Annotated in this window: 13 protein-coding genes and 1 pseudogene; 9 read left to right on the top strand and 5 right to left on the bottom strand. The window is 40.1% G+C overall.

What is annotated here, in order from left to right; genetic code table 11:
- Positions 1-107 precede the first annotated feature (107 nt).
- Positions 108-1,838, top strand: a complete 1,731-nt coding sequence (locus QL984_RS13865; RefSeq protein ID WP_013464461.1) for a lysophospholipid acyltransferase family protein — start codon at positions 108-110, stop codon at positions 1,836-1,838.
- Between the two features lie 83 nt (positions 1,839-1,921).
- Here QL984_RS13865 and dapE read toward each other — a convergent pair whose 3' ends face one another.
- Positions 1,922-3,127: a succinyl-diaminopimelate desuccinylase gene (gene dapE / locus QL984_RS13860; protein WP_013464460.1), complete on the bottom strand. Its 1,206-nt coding sequence runs from the start codon at positions 3,125-3,127 to the stop codon at positions 1,922-1,924.
- Between the two features lie 71 nt (positions 3,128-3,198).
- Positions 3,199-4,617, bottom strand: a complete 1,419-nt coding sequence (locus tag QL984_RS13855; RefSeq protein ID WP_016899431.1) for an MATE family efflux transporter — start codon at positions 4,615-4,617, stop codon at positions 3,199-3,201.
- A gap of 273 nt (positions 4,618-4,890) precedes the next feature.
- On the opposite strand from QL984_RS13855, the gene QL984_RS13850 reads away from it, so the two are divergent.
- On the top strand, positions 4,891-5,544 hold the full coding sequence (locus QL984_RS13850) for an OmpW family outer membrane protein (RefSeq protein WP_013464458.1): 654 nt from the start codon (positions 4,891-4,893) through the stop codon (positions 5,542-5,544).
- Positions 5,545-5,597: 53 nt separating this feature from the next.
- Here QL984_RS13850 and QL984_RS13845 read toward each other — a convergent pair whose 3' ends face one another.
- Positions 5,598-6,134, bottom strand: coding sequence for a thioesterase family protein (locus tag QL984_RS13845; RefSeq protein WP_016899430.1), 537 nt, complete (start codon positions 6,132-6,134; stop codon positions 5,598-5,600).
- Between the two features lie 112 nt (positions 6,135-6,246).
- Entirely contained in the window at positions 6,247-7,803 is a 1,557-nt protein-coding gene (tyrR, locus tag QL984_RS13840; RefSeq protein WP_013464456.1) for a transcriptional regulator TyrR, read from the bottom strand.
- Between the two features lie 742 nt (positions 7,804-8,545).
- On the opposite strand from tyrR, the gene QL984_RS13835 reads away from it, so the two are divergent.
- The 5 genes from QL984_RS13835 (at position 8,546) to QL984_RS13815 (ending at position 14,921) form a co-directional block, all read left to right on the top strand.
- A complete protein-coding gene (locus QL984_RS13835) occupies positions 8,546-10,045 on the top strand; it encodes a peptide MFS transporter (RefSeq protein WP_013464455.1) in 1,500 nt (499 codons plus the stop codon).
- A gap of 540 nt (positions 10,046-10,585) precedes the next feature.
- Entirely contained in the window at positions 10,586-11,632 is a 1,047-nt protein-coding gene (gene hppD / locus QL984_RS13830) for a 4-hydroxyphenylpyruvate dioxygenase (RefSeq protein ID WP_016899429.1), read from the top strand.
- A 197-nt stretch (positions 11,633-11,829) separates the two neighbouring features.
- Positions 11,830-13,143 carry a fumarylacetoacetase gene (fahA, locus tag QL984_RS13825; protein ID WP_016899428.1) on the top strand — a complete coding sequence of 438 codons (1,314 nt, stop codon included), beginning with the start codon at positions 11,830-11,832 and terminating at the stop codon, positions 13,141-13,143.
- A gap of 142 nt (positions 13,144-13,285) precedes the next feature.
- Positions 13,286-14,449, top strand: coding sequence for a M23 family metallopeptidase (locus QL984_RS13820; RefSeq protein ID WP_016899427.1), 1,164 nt, complete (start codon positions 13,286-13,288; stop codon positions 14,447-14,449).
- Positions 14,439-14,921, top strand: coding sequence for a polymer-forming cytoskeletal protein (locus QL984_RS13815; protein WP_013464451.1), 483 nt, complete (start codon positions 14,439-14,441; stop codon positions 14,919-14,921). The genes QL984_RS13820 and QL984_RS13815 overlap by 11 nt, the downstream gene beginning before the upstream one ends.
- A gap of 76 nt (positions 14,922-14,997) precedes the next feature.
- Here QL984_RS13815 and QL984_RS13810 read toward each other — a convergent pair whose 3' ends face one another.
- Entirely contained in the window at positions 14,998-15,471 is a 474-nt protein-coding gene (locus QL984_RS13810; protein WP_016899426.1) for a hotdog fold domain-containing protein, read from the bottom strand.
- 184 nt (positions 15,472-15,655) lie between these two features.
- Between QL984_RS13810 and QL984_RS13805 the strand changes: the two genes are divergently transcribed.
- Complete coding sequence (locus tag QL984_RS13805) at positions 15,656-16,831, top strand: multidrug effflux MFS transporter (RefSeq protein ID WP_013464448.1); 1,176 nt, start codon at positions 15,656-15,658, stop codon at positions 16,829-16,831.
- Positions 16,832-17,056: 225 nt separating this feature from the next.
- Positions 17,057-18,830: pseudogene (locus QL984_RS13800) on the top strand (S8 family serine peptidase).
- The last annotated feature ends 158 nt before the right edge of the window (positions 18,831-18,988 follow it).

Below are 18,988 nucleotides of genomic sequence, written 5' to 3'. Positions count from 1 at the left end.
ATAGTATGTAAACGGTTTTAAAAAGTCACACAACTGACCGCGTATTGTCATATCCGCACTCTAAGCTAAACATATTGGCTTTAGCCTAGTATAAAAAAGAGGTGCGTATGATCAGTGTAGATAAAGTAATTGCGACTAACTTACCACAGTTAACTAACTCATTTAAAATAAAAAAACTGGTAAAAAAGAGCCTTAGCTACTTATTACATGAACAAGAGTTTACAAACTTTGCAACAACTTATCCCCATCTTCAAGGAATAGAATTTGTCGAGCAAGTACTTGATGAACTTGATTTTGACACTCGATACAAAGCAAAACAAATAGAAAATATTCCCAGTGAAGGGAAAATTGTCATTATTGCTAATCATCCAATTGGATCCTTAGATGCGCTTGCATTAATTAATGTGTTATCGACGGTGCGTGCCGATTTAAAAGTCGTGGCTAACCGAATGCTAATGACCGTTGATGCAATGCATTCATTATTACTACCCGTTGATAATTTGTCGGGGCAAAGTAAAAAACAAGAGCTTAGTAATATCCACCAGCATTTAAAAAATGAAGGAGCATTACTTATTTTCCCTGCGGGTGAAGTTTCTCGACTTCGACCAACAGGGATCAAAGACTGTAAATGGAACAGCGGGTTTTTACGTATCGCTAAAAAAGCCAATAGCCCAATTTTACCCATACATATAAAAGCCAGAAACAGCCCGCTTTTTTACGGTGCCTCTATGCTATATAAACCGCTTGCCAGTTTATTACTAGTCAAAGAAATGTTTAAACAGCGCCAAAAATCGCTCGAATTTGAAATAGGCGCCTCCATTGCTCCTGAATCTTATTTAATACCCGATTTAAAAGACAAGGAAGTGGTCGAGCTTATACGAAAACAGCTGTACCGTTTAACCACTAAAAAAACACTGCCACTAAAAACTCATGCCCCTATTGCCTCACCAGAGTGTAAAAAAGAATTAAAAAAAGCCATCGAAAGCTGTGAACATTTAGGTAAAACCAGTGATGGCATGGTTATTTATTTATACCAATACCAAGGCAGCTCACCGTTATTTCGTGAACTGGGTCGCTTACGGGAAATTGCCTTTCGTGCAGTAGGTGAAGGCAGTGGCAATCGCCGTGATATAGACAAATACGACATGCATTATCAACACTTAGTCTTATGGGATGCACAATCACTCGAACTAGTTGGCGCTTACAGATTAGCCTGCGCGCAGGATGTGATTGAACAGCACTCTCAACGTGGGCTTTATACCGATAGCTTATTTAATTATACCCAAGAGATGACGCCATACTTCAAGCAAGGCATAGAATTAGGCCGTAGTTTTGTACAACCCAAATACTGGGGCAGAAAAAGCCTCGACTATTTATGGTATGGCATTGGTGCTTTTATTAATCGCTACCCCCAGTATCGTTACTTATTTGGTGCAGTGAGTGTGTCAAACGCACTGCCAGAGCAAGCAAAATCCTTACTGGTGCATTACTATCAGCACTATTATGGCTCTGAAAAGTCACTCGCAACGCCTAACAATGCTTTTCGTCATACCCGTGAGCAGCAGATTCAATGCACTAATTTGTTTATGGGTAACAACATCAAAGAAGACTTTGTAGAACTTAAACACATACTGGCTAATATGGGCACCCATGTACCCACACTATTTAAACAATACACCGAGCTATGTGAGCCAAATGGGGTAACGTTTTTAAGTTTTAGTATTGATCCGCAATTTAATAATTGTATTGATGGATTGGTATTGGTCGACCTTAAGAAAGTAAAACCGAGTAAAGCAAAACGCTATTTGGGAGCGCAAGACACCGCCTCAATAAACTAAGCTTTGCCGTTAAAATATTAACTTAAGCGCCTAAGCTTGGGCGCTTAAACTTAAATACTTAAACTTAGGCAATTTCATATTTATCAAATCCCCTGATTATTAGACTGAGTAAATATATGTACTAATAGTTGGGTGTATATTTTCTCTATTTGTAACAAGTCGCTAATGGGCACATGTTCATTAACTTGATGAATGGTCTGGTTTAAAACCCCGCACTCTATCACTTGCGTGTTTTTACTTGCAAAAAACCGCCCATCTGAAGTCCCGCCGCTGGTACTAAGTACTGGATAGCTTCCGGTCACGTTAAATATTGCCTGCTCTAGCTGGGCGAGTAAGCAGCGCTCTGCCCTATGGCTTGTATAATAAGGCTCACATGGGCGCTCCCATTGCACCGTTAAATATTCGTTTAAATCATTCAGTGCAGTAAGTACCAGCTGTTTCACATCTGTACTTTTATACCCATGGCTGTAGCGAATATTAAACGTAATATCACATTGAGCAGGCACTAAATTATCAAGCACGTTATCAATATTAATACCGGTAACTTGCAAGCTTGTTTTTGAGCTTGGCTCATCTAAAAGCCAATCAATTTGGGTTAATCTATTCACTACTTCAGCGCTGATATGCGCAGCATTGATGGTATTTTCAGGATAGGCCACGTGTCCTGCTTTTCCTTGAATGGTTAAACGTGCTGACAGCGCGCCACGTCGGCCATTTTTTATGGTGTCGCCCACTTGCAAATGACTTGTAGGCTCACCAACAATACAGCCATCAAGTACAACACCTTGTTGTGCTAGGCGTTTCGCAATCAACACTGAGCCATGCTCTGCCTCACCTTCTTCATCAGAGGTGATCAACCAATACAAGGTGCCCTGCTTTTGCTGCGCACTATGTATTAGCGACTGCGTTGCGCTAAGCATGGCTGCAATGCCTCCTTTCATATCGGCGGCACCACGCCCATAAATCGCATCATTAATTATTTTTCCATCAAACGGATCAGCTAACCAGCCACCTTGCGCAGCAGGGACCACATCAATATGACCAGAAAATGCCACCACAGGGCCTGCTCCAAAAGATATTTTAGCAATTAAATTAGTGACATTATGGGCACTAAACTGCTCAATGCTAAAACCTAAATCAGTTAGCTGATGTGCCAGCCACTCAATACCACCAGCGGAATTAGGCGTAATTGACTTAAATTGGATCAGCGTTTGTAAGTGACTGAGCGTTTTTAACTGTGCAATAGTTAAGTACGGCGCGGGTACTTTTTTGTTGATAGCTTTTGTCATAATAAACACACCTCGTTTTAGCAGTGTATTTATTACAACGACTTTTTATGACCGCATTATGAAAGTACAGGCTAACGTGTGCCCTCTTCTATTAATGTTTCTCGTGTCACCTGCACAATGTGTTTATCTTCTTTGGTTAATCTGGTTTTTTTCCATGCGCCACGCATAAACCAAGCGAACGCTATCAGTGCGATGGTTATGTTCGTAATTGCAAACGAATACCATATTCCCTGATCGCCAAGCAAAGTGTGATTAGAAAGAATATAAGCGGCAGGAAACTGCACCACGCATTGTGATAATAACGCGATAATCATGGCATTAAGCATATTCCCAGAGGCACGAAAAGCAGCAACAATACAAAGCTGAACACCAATTCCCCCCCAGCTTAAACACATCACTTGAACAAACTGCGCGCCTTTATTTATTACACTGTTATCTTCGGGAATAAAAAATGCCACCAGCGTATCAGCATACAAGTAAGCAATGCCCCCAACAAAAGAAAGGCCTATTAATCCCCACATACTGGCAAGCTTCGTTATTTGCTCAGCCCGTTTAATATTGCCGGCGCCCATATTTTGCCCCACCAAGGTTGATACCGCCATTGATAAACCCATGGCAGGGATCATCACCATTTGCAAAATATTAGAGCCCACGCCATAAGCCGCAATGGTAACGGTTCCAAAGCTTGCCACTAAAAATGACATGATGATCAAGCCAAAAGCACGTGTTGATAATTCAATAGAGCCAGACGCTCCTAAGAAAAAAGCCCGTTTCATATATTGCCAATCGGGATAGAAGCTTTTTAGCTGTAATTGAATACCATGGCGACCGCGTAAAAATATAATAATTCCCGCCAGCGCCGCTAAACTTTGTGTAACCAAAGTCGCCAGCGCAGCGCCCATAACGCCAAGCCCTTCAAAACGGCCATAACCAAAAATAAATAGCGGATCGAGAATAAAATTAAGTAACACGGTGGTGCTAACTATGATTAAAGGTACTTTAGTTTGCCCAATGCCCCGCATTAGTGATTGGAACATGGCGTAAATAAACACAAAAATAACGCCAATAAAGGACACATGCATAAACTTAAGCGCATCACTGTAAACCGCCTGCTCAACGCCTAGCAGTTTTAAAAAGTATGGGGAAAGTACATAACCAAGTAGCCCTAACACTAAGGCGGTAAATGCAACCATTAACACCGTTTGCGCTGCAACATGGTTCACTTTATCTTGCTGACCTGCGCCCATGTATTGCGCCGATAAAATAGCACCGGCCATTGCAAGCCCAGAGCCTATAGCAATGACTAAAAAAGTGATCGGGGTACTAATAGACACTGCAGCGACTTGGGTTGCTCCTAATCGCCCAACCCAAAATGCATCCGTAAGCTGATAAGCCGACTGCAATATATTAATGAGGATAATAGGAATACCTAATTTCAACAGCGCTTTAGCAATGGAGCCTTGAAGAAATAGTTGACCAGAGGGAGTCATGAGGTCGCTTTCTTTTATTAAACCGTGAACATAGCCTTAGTTTAACAAAACTAGCTGATTATATTATGAATACTTCGTTTGCGGCTTGTATTTAAGTGATCAGTCAATAATTTTTAAGCACTAATTAAGTAAAAGTTTAATCTAAATCAATAAATAGAGGCTCTTTACTCATCCGCTTTTGAAACTTTGATCTAGAACAGGTTTTTATTTTTAACCTCGAGCAATAATAGCCTCAATCAACAAATAGTCACACAGTAGTTCACGGAGAACAACATGAAAACTAAACTAAGCATTGCAATACTTACTTCTTTACTGGCTCTTTCTCCTGCAGCACACGCTAACTTTAGTGTTAATGTTGGCGCAATTAATGTTAATCCAGATAACGATGGTTCAAAAATTAACGAAGCACCTACTCTAGGCTTAAAAGGCGACTCAGATACTCAGTTAGGTATTACTGTAGATTACGCATTTAACGACCAATGGGTATTAGAGCTTATTGCAGCAACGCCGTTTTCTCATGATGTAGAAGGTACTGGTGGTTTAGCTGGTAATAAAATTGCTGATATTAAACATTTACCACCATCACTGGTTGCACAATACCACTTTTTAGATAGCAGCTATGCACTTCGTCCGTTTGTAGGTGTGGGAATTAACTATACGACGTTCTTTGACGAACAGCCTTCTGCAGCACTTAAAGCAACGTTAGGAACTAACGATGTAGAAGTAAAACTAGATGATTCATTTGGTTTTGTTGCTCAAGTAGGTGCTAACTACAAGATTGATGAAAAATGGGGCCTACACGCTATGGTATCAATCATGGATATTGATACTGATGCGACTGTTTATGCTAATGGCGCAAAAGCATTAACATCAACCGTGTCACTTGACCCTGTTGTTGCCATGTTTGGTCTTAAATACTCGTTTTAATAACGTTTATGTGTGTGTTAAAAAGGCCGTTAGGCCTTTTTTTTTGCCTGTGTTTAGCGAGGTAAGTTATTTACTTTTTTTTGCTCAAGCATTTCTTTCCAGTGAATTATTTCAGCCGGTAAAATGGGGGCAACCCCGTCAAAGCCTGCAACCTCGAGCATATGCTCAACACTGACCACCCCTTTCTTACTTTTAAACACGCCGCGCACATAAGCAATGGCATGTAAGCCCCGCTCAGAATGAAACTTTTGTTCAATGTAAAAGTATTTATGATCCCAGCCAACCAAACGCGTACTAATAGTAAAACGTTGCATTGGCTTAATATCGCGGATGTAGGTAATAGCTGTCGCATTAACAATAGGAAACCAACGACGTTTCATTATTTGCTTAAGCAAACCAACCCGTTCAGTCATCCAGGTACGCGATAAATCCATCATCGCCAAATAGCGTGAATTGGTTAAATGCAAATTAATATCGCAGTCACTTGGTAATGCTTTGTAGTCTATATCAACCGTATCTAACAACGATTGATAGTCACGATTACGTTTAATTTTAAAAAATAACAGCAGTAGTCTAAAATATAAGTTCACAGTAGAGGTCTTACCAGTTGAGTTTTTATCAGTGTATCATAGCGATTGACTCCTTTGGTTGTTTTTAAACCAAGGAATCAATCACTAAATGAGAATATTTGGGTATCTATCTTTAAACTTTAACCGTTTTGCGGTTAATGCCGTAATCACGCAATTTATTAGCCACAGCAGTATGACTCAGTCCCAAGCGTTTAGCTAACTGACGAGAGCTAGGATAGGCAGGATAAAGCTTACGCAGTAAGGTGGCTTCAAAACGCTTAACCGCTTGATCAAGCGAGCCCTCAAAATCAGACTCTAAATAGCCTAAATCATGGGTAAACGTAGGTAACTGTAAATGTTCAACGCGCAGTTCACTGTCTTCTAACAACGATACCGCACGGTAAATCGCGTTTTCTAATTGGCGTACATTGCCAGGCCATGGGTAATCTTGTAAAAACGTTAAACATTCTTCAGATAACTCGGGGACTGTATGGCCATTTTGCTGCGCATATTTTTGAATAAAGTGTTCAGCAAGTGGCCCAACATCCGCTTTACGATCTCTAAGCGGCGCAATTTCCAGTGTTAATACATTAATTCGGTAGTATAAATCTTCTCTAAATACGCCCTCTTGAACCATTGCTGGTAAATCTTTTTGCGTGGCAGCAATAATACGCACGTTCACTTTAACTTCGTTTTCGTCGCCAACTTTTCTAAATGTACCGTCTTGTAAAAAACGTAGCAATTTAGTTTGTAGCTGCGTCGACATTTCACCTACTTCATCTAAAAATACCGTTCCACCATCCGCTTGTTCGAGTACACCACGTTTAGGCGCTGCGTTTTCTTCATACCCGGCATAACCGAATAGTTCGGACTCAGCAACATCATCTGGTAACGAGGCACACGATAAAGCAATAAATGGTTTTACTGAGCGGTTAGATGCATAGTGACAAGCTCGTGCTAGCAACTCTTTACCCGTCCCCGTTTCACCCGTAATAAGAATGGGAGCTTCAAGTTGCGCCATTTTTCGCGCTTCGCGAACCACACGGCGCATCGCCGTGCTAAAGTTATGAATAGTCGCGAAGCTTTCTTGGCCATAACGCCTAAAAGCACTCACTTGCTGACCTAAACGGCTTTGCGATTTTATATTAATTACCGCGCCCGCTAACACATCGCCTTCGCTGCCTTGAGGGACCGCAATAGGCAGAATATCAGCAATAAAATCTTCACCTGCTACTTCAACACGCGTGGTTTGCCCCAGTACTTCTTTGCCCTCTAACCAACGCGTAAAGTTAAAGCCTTTGAGCAAATTATTAATATTAGCACCGGTGACTTCTTTTTCTGTGAGTTGTAAATCTTTGCAGGCTGCGTCGTTACACAGGCGCACCCACCCTTTAGCATCAATAGATATAACGCCATCAGGAAGTGCTCTTAATAAGGTGTTAAGTTCGTTGTGCTCACGTTCAGACGGTAAAAACGCGGTTGTGCGTACATCATGTACACCATCGATTAAGCGAATAGACGGCATGATTTTTTGAAATTGTTCAAATTCAATCTCAGGAAAACTCACATACATACGACAATTTACTGAGTCGACTTCAATCCCCTTTAAGTCAACATTGTAGCTAACTAAAATATTAAGAATCTCTTGAGCAATACCAACTCGGTCTGCACAGTGAATATCTAAACGCATACACCCTCAGGTAAGGAAAAACTAGTTGGCGTGAATAATACGCTAACTCTGTTTACGAGCATAGTTTATTGTAAAGAAATTTGGACGAAAAAATGTTTTTTTACTAACTAGAGGGCTTTTTCAAGCACTTAACGCATTCAAGCTTGGCTGTTCACTAAAAGTCGGGGTTATTGCAACTCAATTTAGTCAAGCTGGCCTTGTATAAATTATATGCTGCAATGAGCGAATCATTACTGTCCATACGCCAATATTCGCTCATGTTTAATCTAAGTGGTGATTATTAAATTAAAGTAGTAAAGGTTAACTATTATTAAAAATTTAGTAGCTGTAACTACCCGTAAAACAAAGCTTTTATTTATTTTTCAAGCTGTATTTAAACAGTGTTAAAGATAACGTTGGTATGACAATGTTACCTATGATGTTAAAGATATTTTTTGATAAGTTTAGGTGTTTACTGCAGCAAATAGGGGTTCACACACTGGTATTTAACAATTACATAACCGATGTATGATAGCGCGCTCAACGCTTCCCCTCGCACAAAGGTCTATGTATACTTAGGCGCAATTGTAACTAGGATAAGGGTGTGACTCTTACCTAAACGTATAGCTGCGTTTAGCAAACCATTACCTTAGCTGCATAAAAACACTGATGATCGAGCATTTATTATACTTTTTATGAGTAAAAATTTAGCTAAATAAAAAACCACAAGGTCATCAAAACAATAATGAATTAGGAAGTAAATATGAGTTCAAATTCTGACAGTGGCTGGTTTGGTCACCCTAAAGGACTTTCAACCCTGTTTTTCACAGAAATGTGGGAACGAATGAGTTACTACGGTATGCGAGCGATGCTCGTATTATTTATGACAGCAAGTTTACAACAAGAAGGCCTAGGATTTACCGTTGCTTCTGCTGCTGCAATTTATGGCTTATACACAGGTTCAGTATACTTTTTAGGTTTACCTGGTGGTTGGTTAGCAGATAGATTGTTTGGTGGCCAAAAAGCAGTATGGTATGGCGGTATTATTATCATGTGTGGCCATATTATCTTAGCCGTGCCACATGAATATTCATTTTTCATTGGTTTGATCTTTGTTGCAACAGGTACTGGTTTACTTAAACCTAATATAAGTGCCATGGTTGGTCAGCTTTATACTGACGAAGATGAGCGCCGTGATGGTGGTTTCGCTATTTACTACATGGGTATTAACTTAGGTTCTTTAATTGGTTACTACGTGTGTGGTTACTTTATGGAAAACGTAGGTTGGCACTGGGCATTTGGTGCCGCGGCTGTTGGTATGGGTATTGGTTTAATTCAATACAAGCGTACACTTAAAAACTTACCAGATCACAGCGCCTTACCTGCTAACCCATTAAGTCCTAAAGGTACTTCGCGCGCATGGGGTGGTATTGCTGCATTTGTTATCGCGACCGCCGGTGTTACCGCTGCTGCGATGACAGGTGCTATTGTCATTAACCCATCGATTGTTGCAGGGTACACCGCAGTTATATTTACTGTTATCTTTTTCGTTTACTTTGGCCTTATATACTTCAAAGGCAAACTAACCGATGCTGAAAAACAAAGAATGTGGGCGCTATTTTTAGTCTGTGTCGCTTCAGCCTGTTTTTGGTCTGGCTTTGAACAAGCCGGTTCTTCATTAAATCTGTTTGCTCGTGACTACACAGACCGTCTGGTTGGCACATTTGAAATTCCAACGACCTGGTTCCAATCTCTAAATTCATTGTTCATTATTGCGCTATCACCATTCTTTGCCGCTTTTTGGATTAATTTATCTAAAAAAATGGTCTCGCCTACTTACAGCGTAAAATGTGCGTTGGGCCTCGTTATTATGGCTTCAGGCTTTTTAGTAATGTTTATGGCAGCACACTATGCCGCTGAAGGCTTAAAAGTAGCACCTTATTGGCTTGTTACTACGTATTTCTTACACACAGTGGGTGAGCTTTGTTTAAGCCCAGTTGCATTGAGCGCTGTAAGTAAGTTATCGCCTCGCCGCTTTACTGGTCAAATGATGGGGGTATTCGTACTTACATACTCTATCGGTAACGTTATTTCAGGATTACTTGCTGGTAACTTTGATCCTAACAATGTTGAAGAAATCCCGAACCTTTACCTACAAATTGCCTTATTTAGTATCGGTGTAGGTATCATCTTAGTACTGATGAGTTTTAAAGCTAAAATATGGGAAAAACAAGGTTTAGAACAAACCGCACCAACACAATAATTTAGATTTATCACACGCATAATTATGAGCTTTGATAAATGATATCAAATACCTCCTGTAGTTAACTGCAGGGGGTATTTTTATGGCCGCTAGATTAAACCACACAATTTTTACATTCAGCCGTTTATTATTTATACCTCATCACTGTGCACAAACGAGTTTATAGCAGCAAACCATCAATACTCTTTGATTTTATATATATCGCAGCTAACCAAACTCATTAAAAGTGTAAATAATAAAATACAAAAACCGCACTTTTTTAAGCGCAAAAAAACTAAAAACACATATAAATAAATTAAATTAAAATATTAATAATCAATAACTTAACAAGAAAACCTGCACTTTCATCTCGCTACCTAATTTTTACTTTCACCTGCTCGTATGTAAATAAACAACATACTTTGATAACCGTCTCGTAAAATTTACACACGCGCTATTTACTAAATAACAACACCCTCTTCCCCAAAACACCAATCTGGTTAATCATGCAGGCAATACGATAACTAATAATCGCAGTGCTTAATTGCGGGAGTAATTATAATGAGTGAAGTAAATAACCCTTTAGGTTTGGTTGGTATTGAATTTACCGAGTACGCAACACCCGATGCCGATTACATGGATAAAGTGTTTACCGATTTTGGTTTTTCAAAGTTAAAAAAATTTAAAGGTAAAGACATTGTTTATTACAACCAAAACGATATTCATTTTTTACTAAATAATGAACGCGATGGTTTTTCAGCTGAATTTGCTAAAAATCATGGCCCAGCAATTTGTTCTATGGGTTGGCGCGTAGAGAACGCTCAAGCGGCGTTTGAAGCAGCGGTTGAGCGTGGCGCTAAGCCTGCTACTGATGCGGCAAATAAAGACTTACCGTACCCTGCCATTTACGGCATTGGCGACAGCTTAATATACTTTATTGAACAGTTTGGCGATAAAGGCTCTATCTACGCAAACGACTTTGAAGATTTAGCTGAGCAAAACGTCGTTAATGATAAAGGGTTCTTACGTATCGACCACTTAACTAACAACGTTTATAAAGGCACAATGGAAACATGGGCTAACTTTTATAAAGACGTGTTTGGTTTTACCGAAGTGCGCTACTTTGATATTAAAGGCCAAAAAACAGCCTTACTCTCTTATGCATTAAAATCACCTTGTGGCACTTTCTCTATTCCAATCAATGAAGGTAAAGGTAACGACAATAACCAAATTGATGAATACCTAGGCGAATACAATGGCCCAGGTGTACAGCATTTAGCCTTTTTAACTGATGACTTAGTGAGCTCACTTGATAAGTTAGATAAATCAACTATCGCCACTTTAGATATTATCCCTGAGTACTACGATACTATTTTTGACCGTGTACCATGGGTTAAAGAAGACAAAGAAAAGATTCGTGAGCATCAAATCCTGGTTGATAGCCAAAGCGAAGATTGCTACTTATTGCAAATTTTCTCTAAAAACTTATTTGGCCCTATCTTCATTGAGATGATTCAACGTGTTGACGATGGTGGCTTTGGTGAAGGTAACTTCCAAGCGCTGTTCGAATCAATCGAGCGAGATCAAGAACGCCGCGGCGTTTTATAATTAAAATTATGACTCTAAAAAGCAGCGTATTTCGCTGCTTTTTGTCGTTTAATCGTAACTAAGAGATCTTATCTCTCTTTGCGTGTTTAAATCGCGCTTTTCATCACCATATAACTAGTAGATATTTAAAATTTGCTGGTGCTATGTTCTTATCTAATAAATTGATATGCGCGACCAACTAAACCAAAGGAAATGTAATGAGTTTAATTAACGAAACCCATGATATAAATTTAACTAGCTGGGTTGCATCAGCGAATGATGCACAATGTGACTTCCCTATCCAAAATCTACCTTTTGCCGAAGTACGTCGCAAAAATAGCAACGAAGCTTTCCGAGGCGCGGTTGCCATTGGCGATCAGGTTATTGATTTAGCAAAAGTAAATGAACTCGCTATTTTTAGTGGCGATGCTCAAGTCGCCATTGCTGCAGCAAGTAAACCTACACTAAATGAGTTTATGGGTCTGGGTGAGCAATATTGGTCAGCCCTACGTTTAGCATTATCGAAAGCATTACGTGAAGGTTCTGAGCATCAAGAACAACTTACACACGCACTTATTGCGCAAAGCGAGATTGAATTTGCTCTGCCGTGTCGCATTGGCGATTACACCGACTTTTACACCTCGATTTATCATGCTACGGCCGTAGGTAGTTTATTCCGCCCTGATAACCCACTGCTACCGAATTACAAGTGGGTACCGATTGGTTATCACGGTCGTTCGTCATCTATTGGCGTATCTGGTCAGCAGTTCCATCGCCCTAAAGGACAAACTAAAGCGCCAGACGCAGAAGTACCTTCATTTGGTCCGTGTAAGCGTCTTGATTACGAGCTTGAACTGGGTATTTACTTGGGTAAGGGTAATGAGCAGGGTGATGCTATTGCCATTGAAAATGCTGAAAAACATGTGTTTGGCTTTTGTGTTTTCAACGATTGGTCAGCACGTGATTTACAAGCATGGGAATACCAACCGCTTGGTCCATTTTTAGCAAAAAACTTTGCATCAACCGTGTCACCATGGATTGTAACTACCGAAGCACTTGCACCATTTAGAACAAGCTGGACGCGTGATGAAAATGATCCGCAACCATTGGAATATTTAGAATCAACGGCTAACCGTGATCAAGGCGCATTTGATATTCAAATGGATGTTAAAATTCAAACACAAAAAATGCGTGATGAAGGCTACAATCCAACACAAGTGTCTAAATCTAGCTTTAAGCATTCTTACTGGACTGTGGCACAAATGGTGACTCACCATACGGTAAACGGTTGTAACTTTATGCCAGGCGACATGCTGGGCTCTGGAACGCAATCAGGCCCAACTCATGAAGAAGCCGGTTCATTACTTGAGCTTTCTCGTGGTGGTAAAGAAAAAATTACCTTAAGCAACGGCGAACAGCGTAGCTTCTTAGAAGACGGCGACAACGTGATAATGCGTGGCTGGTGTGAAAAAGAAGGTTTTGCACGTATTGGCTTCGGCTGCGTGGAGAGTACGGTATTGCCAGCAAAATAATTGTAAAATCAATAAACTAGTAAAAAAGGGTGGCCGAATAAGCCGCCCTTTTTTATTAATTAAGCCATAGTTACAATTTTTTTCTGGCTTTTTTAGTTGAAATTGCTATCTTGAATCCGTTAATAGCCAGTAAATATGTGACATGTCTGTATTCATAAAATCTTTTTTTCATAAAAACTTCCCAGCTCGCCAGCTGCTTATTCGCCAAAATGGCGAAGTAAAGCATGTGGTTTTGGCACCATGGTTACAAGTTTCTGTACTCGCTATTATTATCACCGCTATTGTGTGGATGAGTGTCTCTAGTATTCGTGTGTATATGCAAACACACCAAATATCTCATATCGAACAAACTCAACTTGATAAGCAAGCGCAGTGGCAACAAAAAGTAAAGCAGCAGCAGCAACGCTATGCATTACAACAAGAACAGTTAGCTGAACTAGAACAAAAACAAGCTTTATTACAAGGTATGATTGAATCATTGCCTGCTTCTATTAGCAAAGACGCCATTAAATTAGAGGGTGAGCTTGACTCCTCCCCTATAAATGAGAGTGAGAGCGAATTCCATGAGCCGCTCGAAGATGACAAGTCACAAAACAAACATGCCCATAATAGCGCCACCAGTTTTGAGCAGCGCTATACTTTACTAAATGAACAATACGATACTAATTTTACCTTATTAGCTGCGCAAATTAATCAACGCCACGACGCTATTTTAGAGATATTGCAAGACACAGGTCTTGAAAATGCACTTGCACAGCACCTCGCCTTAGCGGCACAAACAACGGCGCAAGGTGGCCCGCTGGACATACTTGATGAAAGTAAAATACCCAATACATTTTTAGCCATTGCCGATAAGTTGCTTGTTTTAAATCAGCTAGAAAACTTTTTAACCGCCTTGCCGAACACATTACCCTTACCTGCCGCAAAATATTATATTTCGAGCAACTTTGGGCTTCGAAAAGATCCCATGAATAAAAGACGCGCATTTCATAAAGGCGTTGATTTAGCTGGCTGGCATAAAACAGAAATTTTTGCCCCTGCCGATGCAACGGTACGCCGAGCTGGCCGCAATGGTGGTTATGGTAACTTTATTGAATTAGAACATAAAAATGGCGTTGTAACGCGCTTTGGTCACTTAAACAAAGTTAATGTTAAAAAAGGCCAAGTTGTTGCAAAGCACGATGTCATTGGTTTAATGGGCAGTACCGGAAGAAGTACAAGTACTCATTTACACTATGAAGTATTAATAGACGACAAGCATGTCAATCCACTAAAAATAACAAAGGCGCTTTCTCGTGTTTGGTAAAAATAAACAAGCAAAAACGGACTCATCAATCAAGCGAGTGAGTCATACTCCCTCAATTATTTCTAACGATGTGCGTATTACGGGCTCTTTAGTTAGCCAAGGTGAAGTGCAACTCGATGGACGTATTGACGGTGATATTAAAGCTGAGCATTTAGTTATCGGCTCCTCCGGTGTTGTTGAAGGCGTTGTTGAGGCTAGCAGCGTTGTTGTTAAAGGTAAAATCATAGGCTCTTTAAATGCAAGCGAAGTGAAGATCGAAAATAATGCCCATGTCCTTGGCGATATTTTTCATGACACACTAAGCATAGAAGCCGGTGCGATTATTGAAGGTAGTTTAAAGCAGCGCTTTGAAAAAGAAGTCATTGAGCATGCTAAAGATAAACCAAAACCGGTTAACGATGTAAAAGCCATTGTTGACAATGAAGACAGTGGCCTTTCGTTTGTAAACAAGTCGTCTACTGCAAAAAGTTAAACCTGAACAAAAAATGGTTTAGTCAATAAACTAAACCATTGTTTTTAATACTTTATATAAAAATATAATTTAGCAATTACTTCTTCTTTGTGATGTACATGGTTATATCTGCAGTAAACACCAACTCATTTCGGGTATTATAAAGCTTTACCGGCACCACTAAATCTTCTTTATCAATCCATTGATGAGGCAACTCAATTTCAGCAATCGCGGTAACGTCTGTGTCTACTTTAGCTAAATATTGTACTGTCATACCTTTAGGTATCCAACGGTGTGTTTTATACGGTACCGTCGCATCCACCATCACTCCCGCACACAGCTCAGCCAAATTACATTGAGCAATCGCATGAATTGTTCCAATGTGATTATGTACACGGCGTGTGTTTTTAACCACAGCACTACAGTGTCCTGCTTTTAAATCTAAAATAGTGGGTTTCATAGAGCCAAAATAAGGTGCCTTGAAACACACGGCTTTACTGAAAAGCCAGTTACCGCATGGCCACTTTTTAAATTTATGCCATGTTTTAATTAATGCAGACTCATTACTCATTATTATTTTTCCATTGTCTTTGCTTAAAAAGCAAATTAACACATCGGATCAGTTTAAAGAAGTGTGATACTTAAACAAAAATAATCATAATAAGGTTAAAAGTAGGTAACTTGGCTGATACATCGGCCATAAGCCCTTTCTTTTTCATCAGTCGCCACTTAAAATACCGACAAAAGGAGACCTGATGCATACACAGCCCGCTAAACCCAATTTTACTTTATTACTTATATTAGCGTTACTCGTCATTTTTTGTCCGATGGGCATTGATATTTACCTGCCTGCCTTTCCCACTATCGCAGAGCAATTCTCAGTGAGCGAAAAGCAAGTACAGCAAACGGTGGCTATTTTTATGCTTACTGTTGGTTTGGGGCAGTTAATTGCAGGTCCACTCGCTGATCGTTTTGGCAGAAAGCCCGTCGCCTTAACTGGGGTCGCTTTGTATGGACTGGCGGCATTGGGTGCATATTATGCTCCTAGCTTTTTAGTACTGATGTTTGCTCGTGCTATTCAAGGGTTAGGCGCGTGCGCTACCTTTGTTGTCGCTTTTGCAATAGTAAGAGATAAGTTTGGTAGTGAACGCAGTGGCCAAATAATTACCTATCTAAACGGTATAGTTTGCTTTATTCCAGCATTAGCGCCCATTTTAGGTGCTTGGCTAACCGTACAGTTTGGTTGGCAAATGAACTTTCTATTTTTAACCGGTTTTGCATTACTGGGGTTTATTGTCACTTTGTTCTTGTTTAGGGAAACACGACCAGCAGACAGTCATTACCAGGGGCATATTTTAGATTTAAGACGCTTTTTCCCCATCATTTCAACTCCATTATTTTTATTTAATAGCTTGTTATGTATGGTCACTATGTCAGCCATATTGGTATTTGTAACACTGGCTCCCGGTTGGCTCATTACTGAATTAGGTGGCAGCGTAGCCGACTTTACCTTTTGGTTCTCGCTCAATGCAGTGCTTAGTATTCTTGCTAGTTTTATTATGCCTATTTACATTAAACGCCAACCTAAAAGAGCTTTAAAAATAGGCCTTTTAGTGCTAGTGAGTGCCGGCTTACTTATGTTGTTATTAAGCCAATATAAAACGCCATTGGCATTAATGATCCCTATGTTCATTGCAGCATTTGGTTTTGCCTTGACGCTTGGGTCTGCCGCTGGGCGTGCTTTGAGTTTATTTCCTAAACAAGCAGGCACCGCCTCTGCTCTTTTGGGAGCAATGCAAATGAGTGGAGCAAGCTTATTGGTTTTTATTACTCAATACTTAAACTTATCAACCCCAGAGCTTATTGGTACGCACTTTCTATTATTAATTCCATTTTGTTATTTACTGTTTCGTTATGCTAAATATGCTTAGCCACTAACGCATTTTCAATACTTCTCTCATTTTGGCTAATTCAGGTGCTACTTGATTAGCCGCCCCTAATCCAAACAAAGTATATATTTTTTGTTTGAAAATGATTAATTTTTAGTTAAACAATTTTGTTTTTGTAGATAAAACACCTTGTTTTTTGCTTTTTATTATTTTAATGCCGGCTTAAGTTAACAGAAAGTTAACCAATTAATTCTAGGATATTATAATATGAAAAAGAATAAACTCGCCTTAGCATTAGTTCTTACTGGTATTTGTGCAGCCGGAACTGCCCATGCTGCAAACGATCGCTTCATCATTCAAGTTGATAACAATAAAAAAGGTGTTGTTAAAGCGCTTACTAAAAAACTAGGTGGTGAGATTAAAGTAGATGGTAATGGATTTATTGCCGCAAAATTTACTGGTCAAGATTTAAGTAGCTTAAAAGGCCTACTCAACAACCCACATATTAAACTCATTGAAGAAGATCATAAGCGTGTACCTATGTCATTATTTAACGATGATGTAGGCGATGTAATGCAGCAGCAAATTACGCCTTATGCCGTTTATCAATCACAGGTTGATCAAGTAACTTTTGATGCCAATGCAGGCATGAAAGTCTGTGTTATCGATTCCGGCTTAGATAGCTCAAACCCTGACTTTATTTGGGGCAACATCACCGGTAATTGGTTTGATAATGACGGCCCACATGGGACGCATGTAGCCGGTACAATTGGTGCTGCAGATAATAACCTCGGTGTTGTGGGTATGGCACTGGGTGTGGCAATGCACATTATTAAAGTATTTAACGAATCAGGCTGGGGTTACTCATCTGATTTAGCTCAAGCGGCCGATTTATGTTCTCAAGCAGGTGCGAACATTATTAGTATGAGCTTAGGGGGCGGCGGCTCAAACAGTACAGAATCAAATGCGTTTGCTAACTTTACTAATGCAGGCGGCCTTGTTGTTGCTGCCGCGGGTAATGATGGTTGGTGCTAATGATGCCAATAATCAAATTGCTGATTTTTCACAATTCCCAAGTTGTTCATCAGGTCGTGGTAAACGTGCAACAAACGATGAAACCATTTGTGTAGAAGTAACAGCCGGTGGTGTTGATACGCTATCAACCTACCCTGCAGGTATGGCTACAGCAGCGAGTATGTCAGCCGATGGCACAGCATAAAATTCATCAGCAATGGTAAATGCAGGTCAAGTCACGGCGAGTGCCTACTTTATGGGGACCGGCGAAACAGTTGATCCAGCAGCGGCTGGTAAAGTATGTATGATTGACCGCGGCGTTGTTTCATTTTACGACAAAGTTGCTAACTTTGAAAACTCAGGCGGTTTAGGTGCGGTTATTATTAACAATGAAGCCGGCATTTTATGCGCAACACTAGGTGATACCAACGATACTTCAATTCCTGCTGTAGGCGCTGCATTTGAAGATCGTAGCGCATTAGTTGCTAGTACAAACGTGACAATTAATATTGGCGCAACTGATTATGGTTTTATGAGTGGAACGTCAATGGCAACGCCTGCAGTTTCAGGTATTGCTGCGCTAGTATGGTCTAACCATAGCGACTTTACAGGCACAGAAATTCGCGATGCGTTAAAAGCAACTGCGCAAGATCAAGGGACTGCTGGTCGTGATGATTACTTTGGCTATGGTATTGTAAAAGCGGCAGACGCTGATGCTTACCTTACAGCAAACGGCTGTGCGGGTGGCGATACTGGTGGTGTTGATCCCGAGCCAGGCGTAGATGCTATCTCTCTTAGCGCTTCAGGTTACAAATCAAAAGGCACTAAATTTGTTGATTTAAGTTGGAATGGCGCAGCAACAAGCCAAGTTGATATCTACCGCAATGGTAGCAAAGTCATTACCACTGCAAATAATAATGCCTACACCGACAGTATTAATACTAAAGGGGGTGGTACGTATACATATCAAGTATGTAAAGCGCTGAGCACTACGGTGTGCTCAAATAATATCACCGTTAGTTTTTAAGAAATTTAGCACTTCGTTATGTTTAAAAGCATAACGGCTAGTTTTATAACAACTTAGTATCCTCAACTTAGCGGGCAATATGCCTAATGCAGATCAGTTAAGAATATTTTTATGATCACTTGACTGATCTTTCCATGGCTTCAAAATCCGATATTAGA

The organism is Pseudoalteromonas sp. APC 3495, assembly GCF_030407645.1.
GTDB classification, from domain to species: Bacteria; Pseudomonadota; Gammaproteobacteria; order Enterobacterales; family Alteromonadaceae; genus Pseudoalteromonas; species Pseudoalteromonas tetraodonis.
Note: the sequence above shows the minus strand (reverse complement) of the source record. Positions and strands in the feature narration are given on the sequence as shown.

Excerpts from the sequence above, each read along its gene's own strand:
- QL984_RS13820 (WP_016899427.1), top strand. The coding sequence starts at position 13,286 with ATGTCTGTATTCATAAAATCTTTTTTTCATAAAAACTTCCCAGCTCGC.
- QL984_RS13855 (WP_016899431.1), bottom strand. The coding sequence starts at position 4,617 with ATGACTCCCTCTGGTCAACTATTTCTTCAAGGCTCCATTGCTAAAGCG.
- dapE (WP_013464460.1), bottom strand. The coding sequence starts at position 3,127 with ATGACAAAAGCTATCAACAAAAAAGTACCCGCGCCGTACTTAACTATT.
- QL984_RS13850 (WP_013464458.1), top strand. The coding sequence starts at position 4,891 with ATGAAAACTAAACTAAGCATTGCAATACTTACTTCTTTACTGGCTCTT.
- QL984_RS13810 (WP_016899426.1), bottom strand. The coding sequence starts at position 15,471 with ATGAGTAATGAGTCTGCATTAATTAAAACATGGCATAAATTTAAAAAG.
- fahA (WP_016899428.1), top strand. The coding sequence starts at position 11,830 with ATGAGTTTAATTAACGAAACCCATGATATAAATTTAACTAGCTGGGTT.
- tyrR (WP_013464456.1), bottom strand. The coding sequence starts at position 7,803 with ATGCGTTTAGATATTCACTGTGCAGACCGAGTTGGTATTGCTCAAGAG.
- QL984_RS13805 (WP_013464448.1), top strand. The coding sequence starts at position 15,656 with ATGCATACACAGCCCGCTAAACCCAATTTTACTTTATTACTTATATTA.
- QL984_RS13865 (WP_013464461.1), top strand. The coding sequence starts at position 108 with ATGATCAGTGTAGATAAAGTAATTGCGACTAACTTACCACAGTTAACT.
- hppD (WP_016899429.1), top strand. The coding sequence starts at position 10,586 with ATGAGTGAAGTAAATAACCCTTTAGGTTTGGTTGGTATTGAATTTACC.
- QL984_RS13835 (WP_013464455.1), top strand. The coding sequence starts at position 8,546 with ATGAGTTCAAATTCTGACAGTGGCTGGTTTGGTCACCCTAAAGGACTT.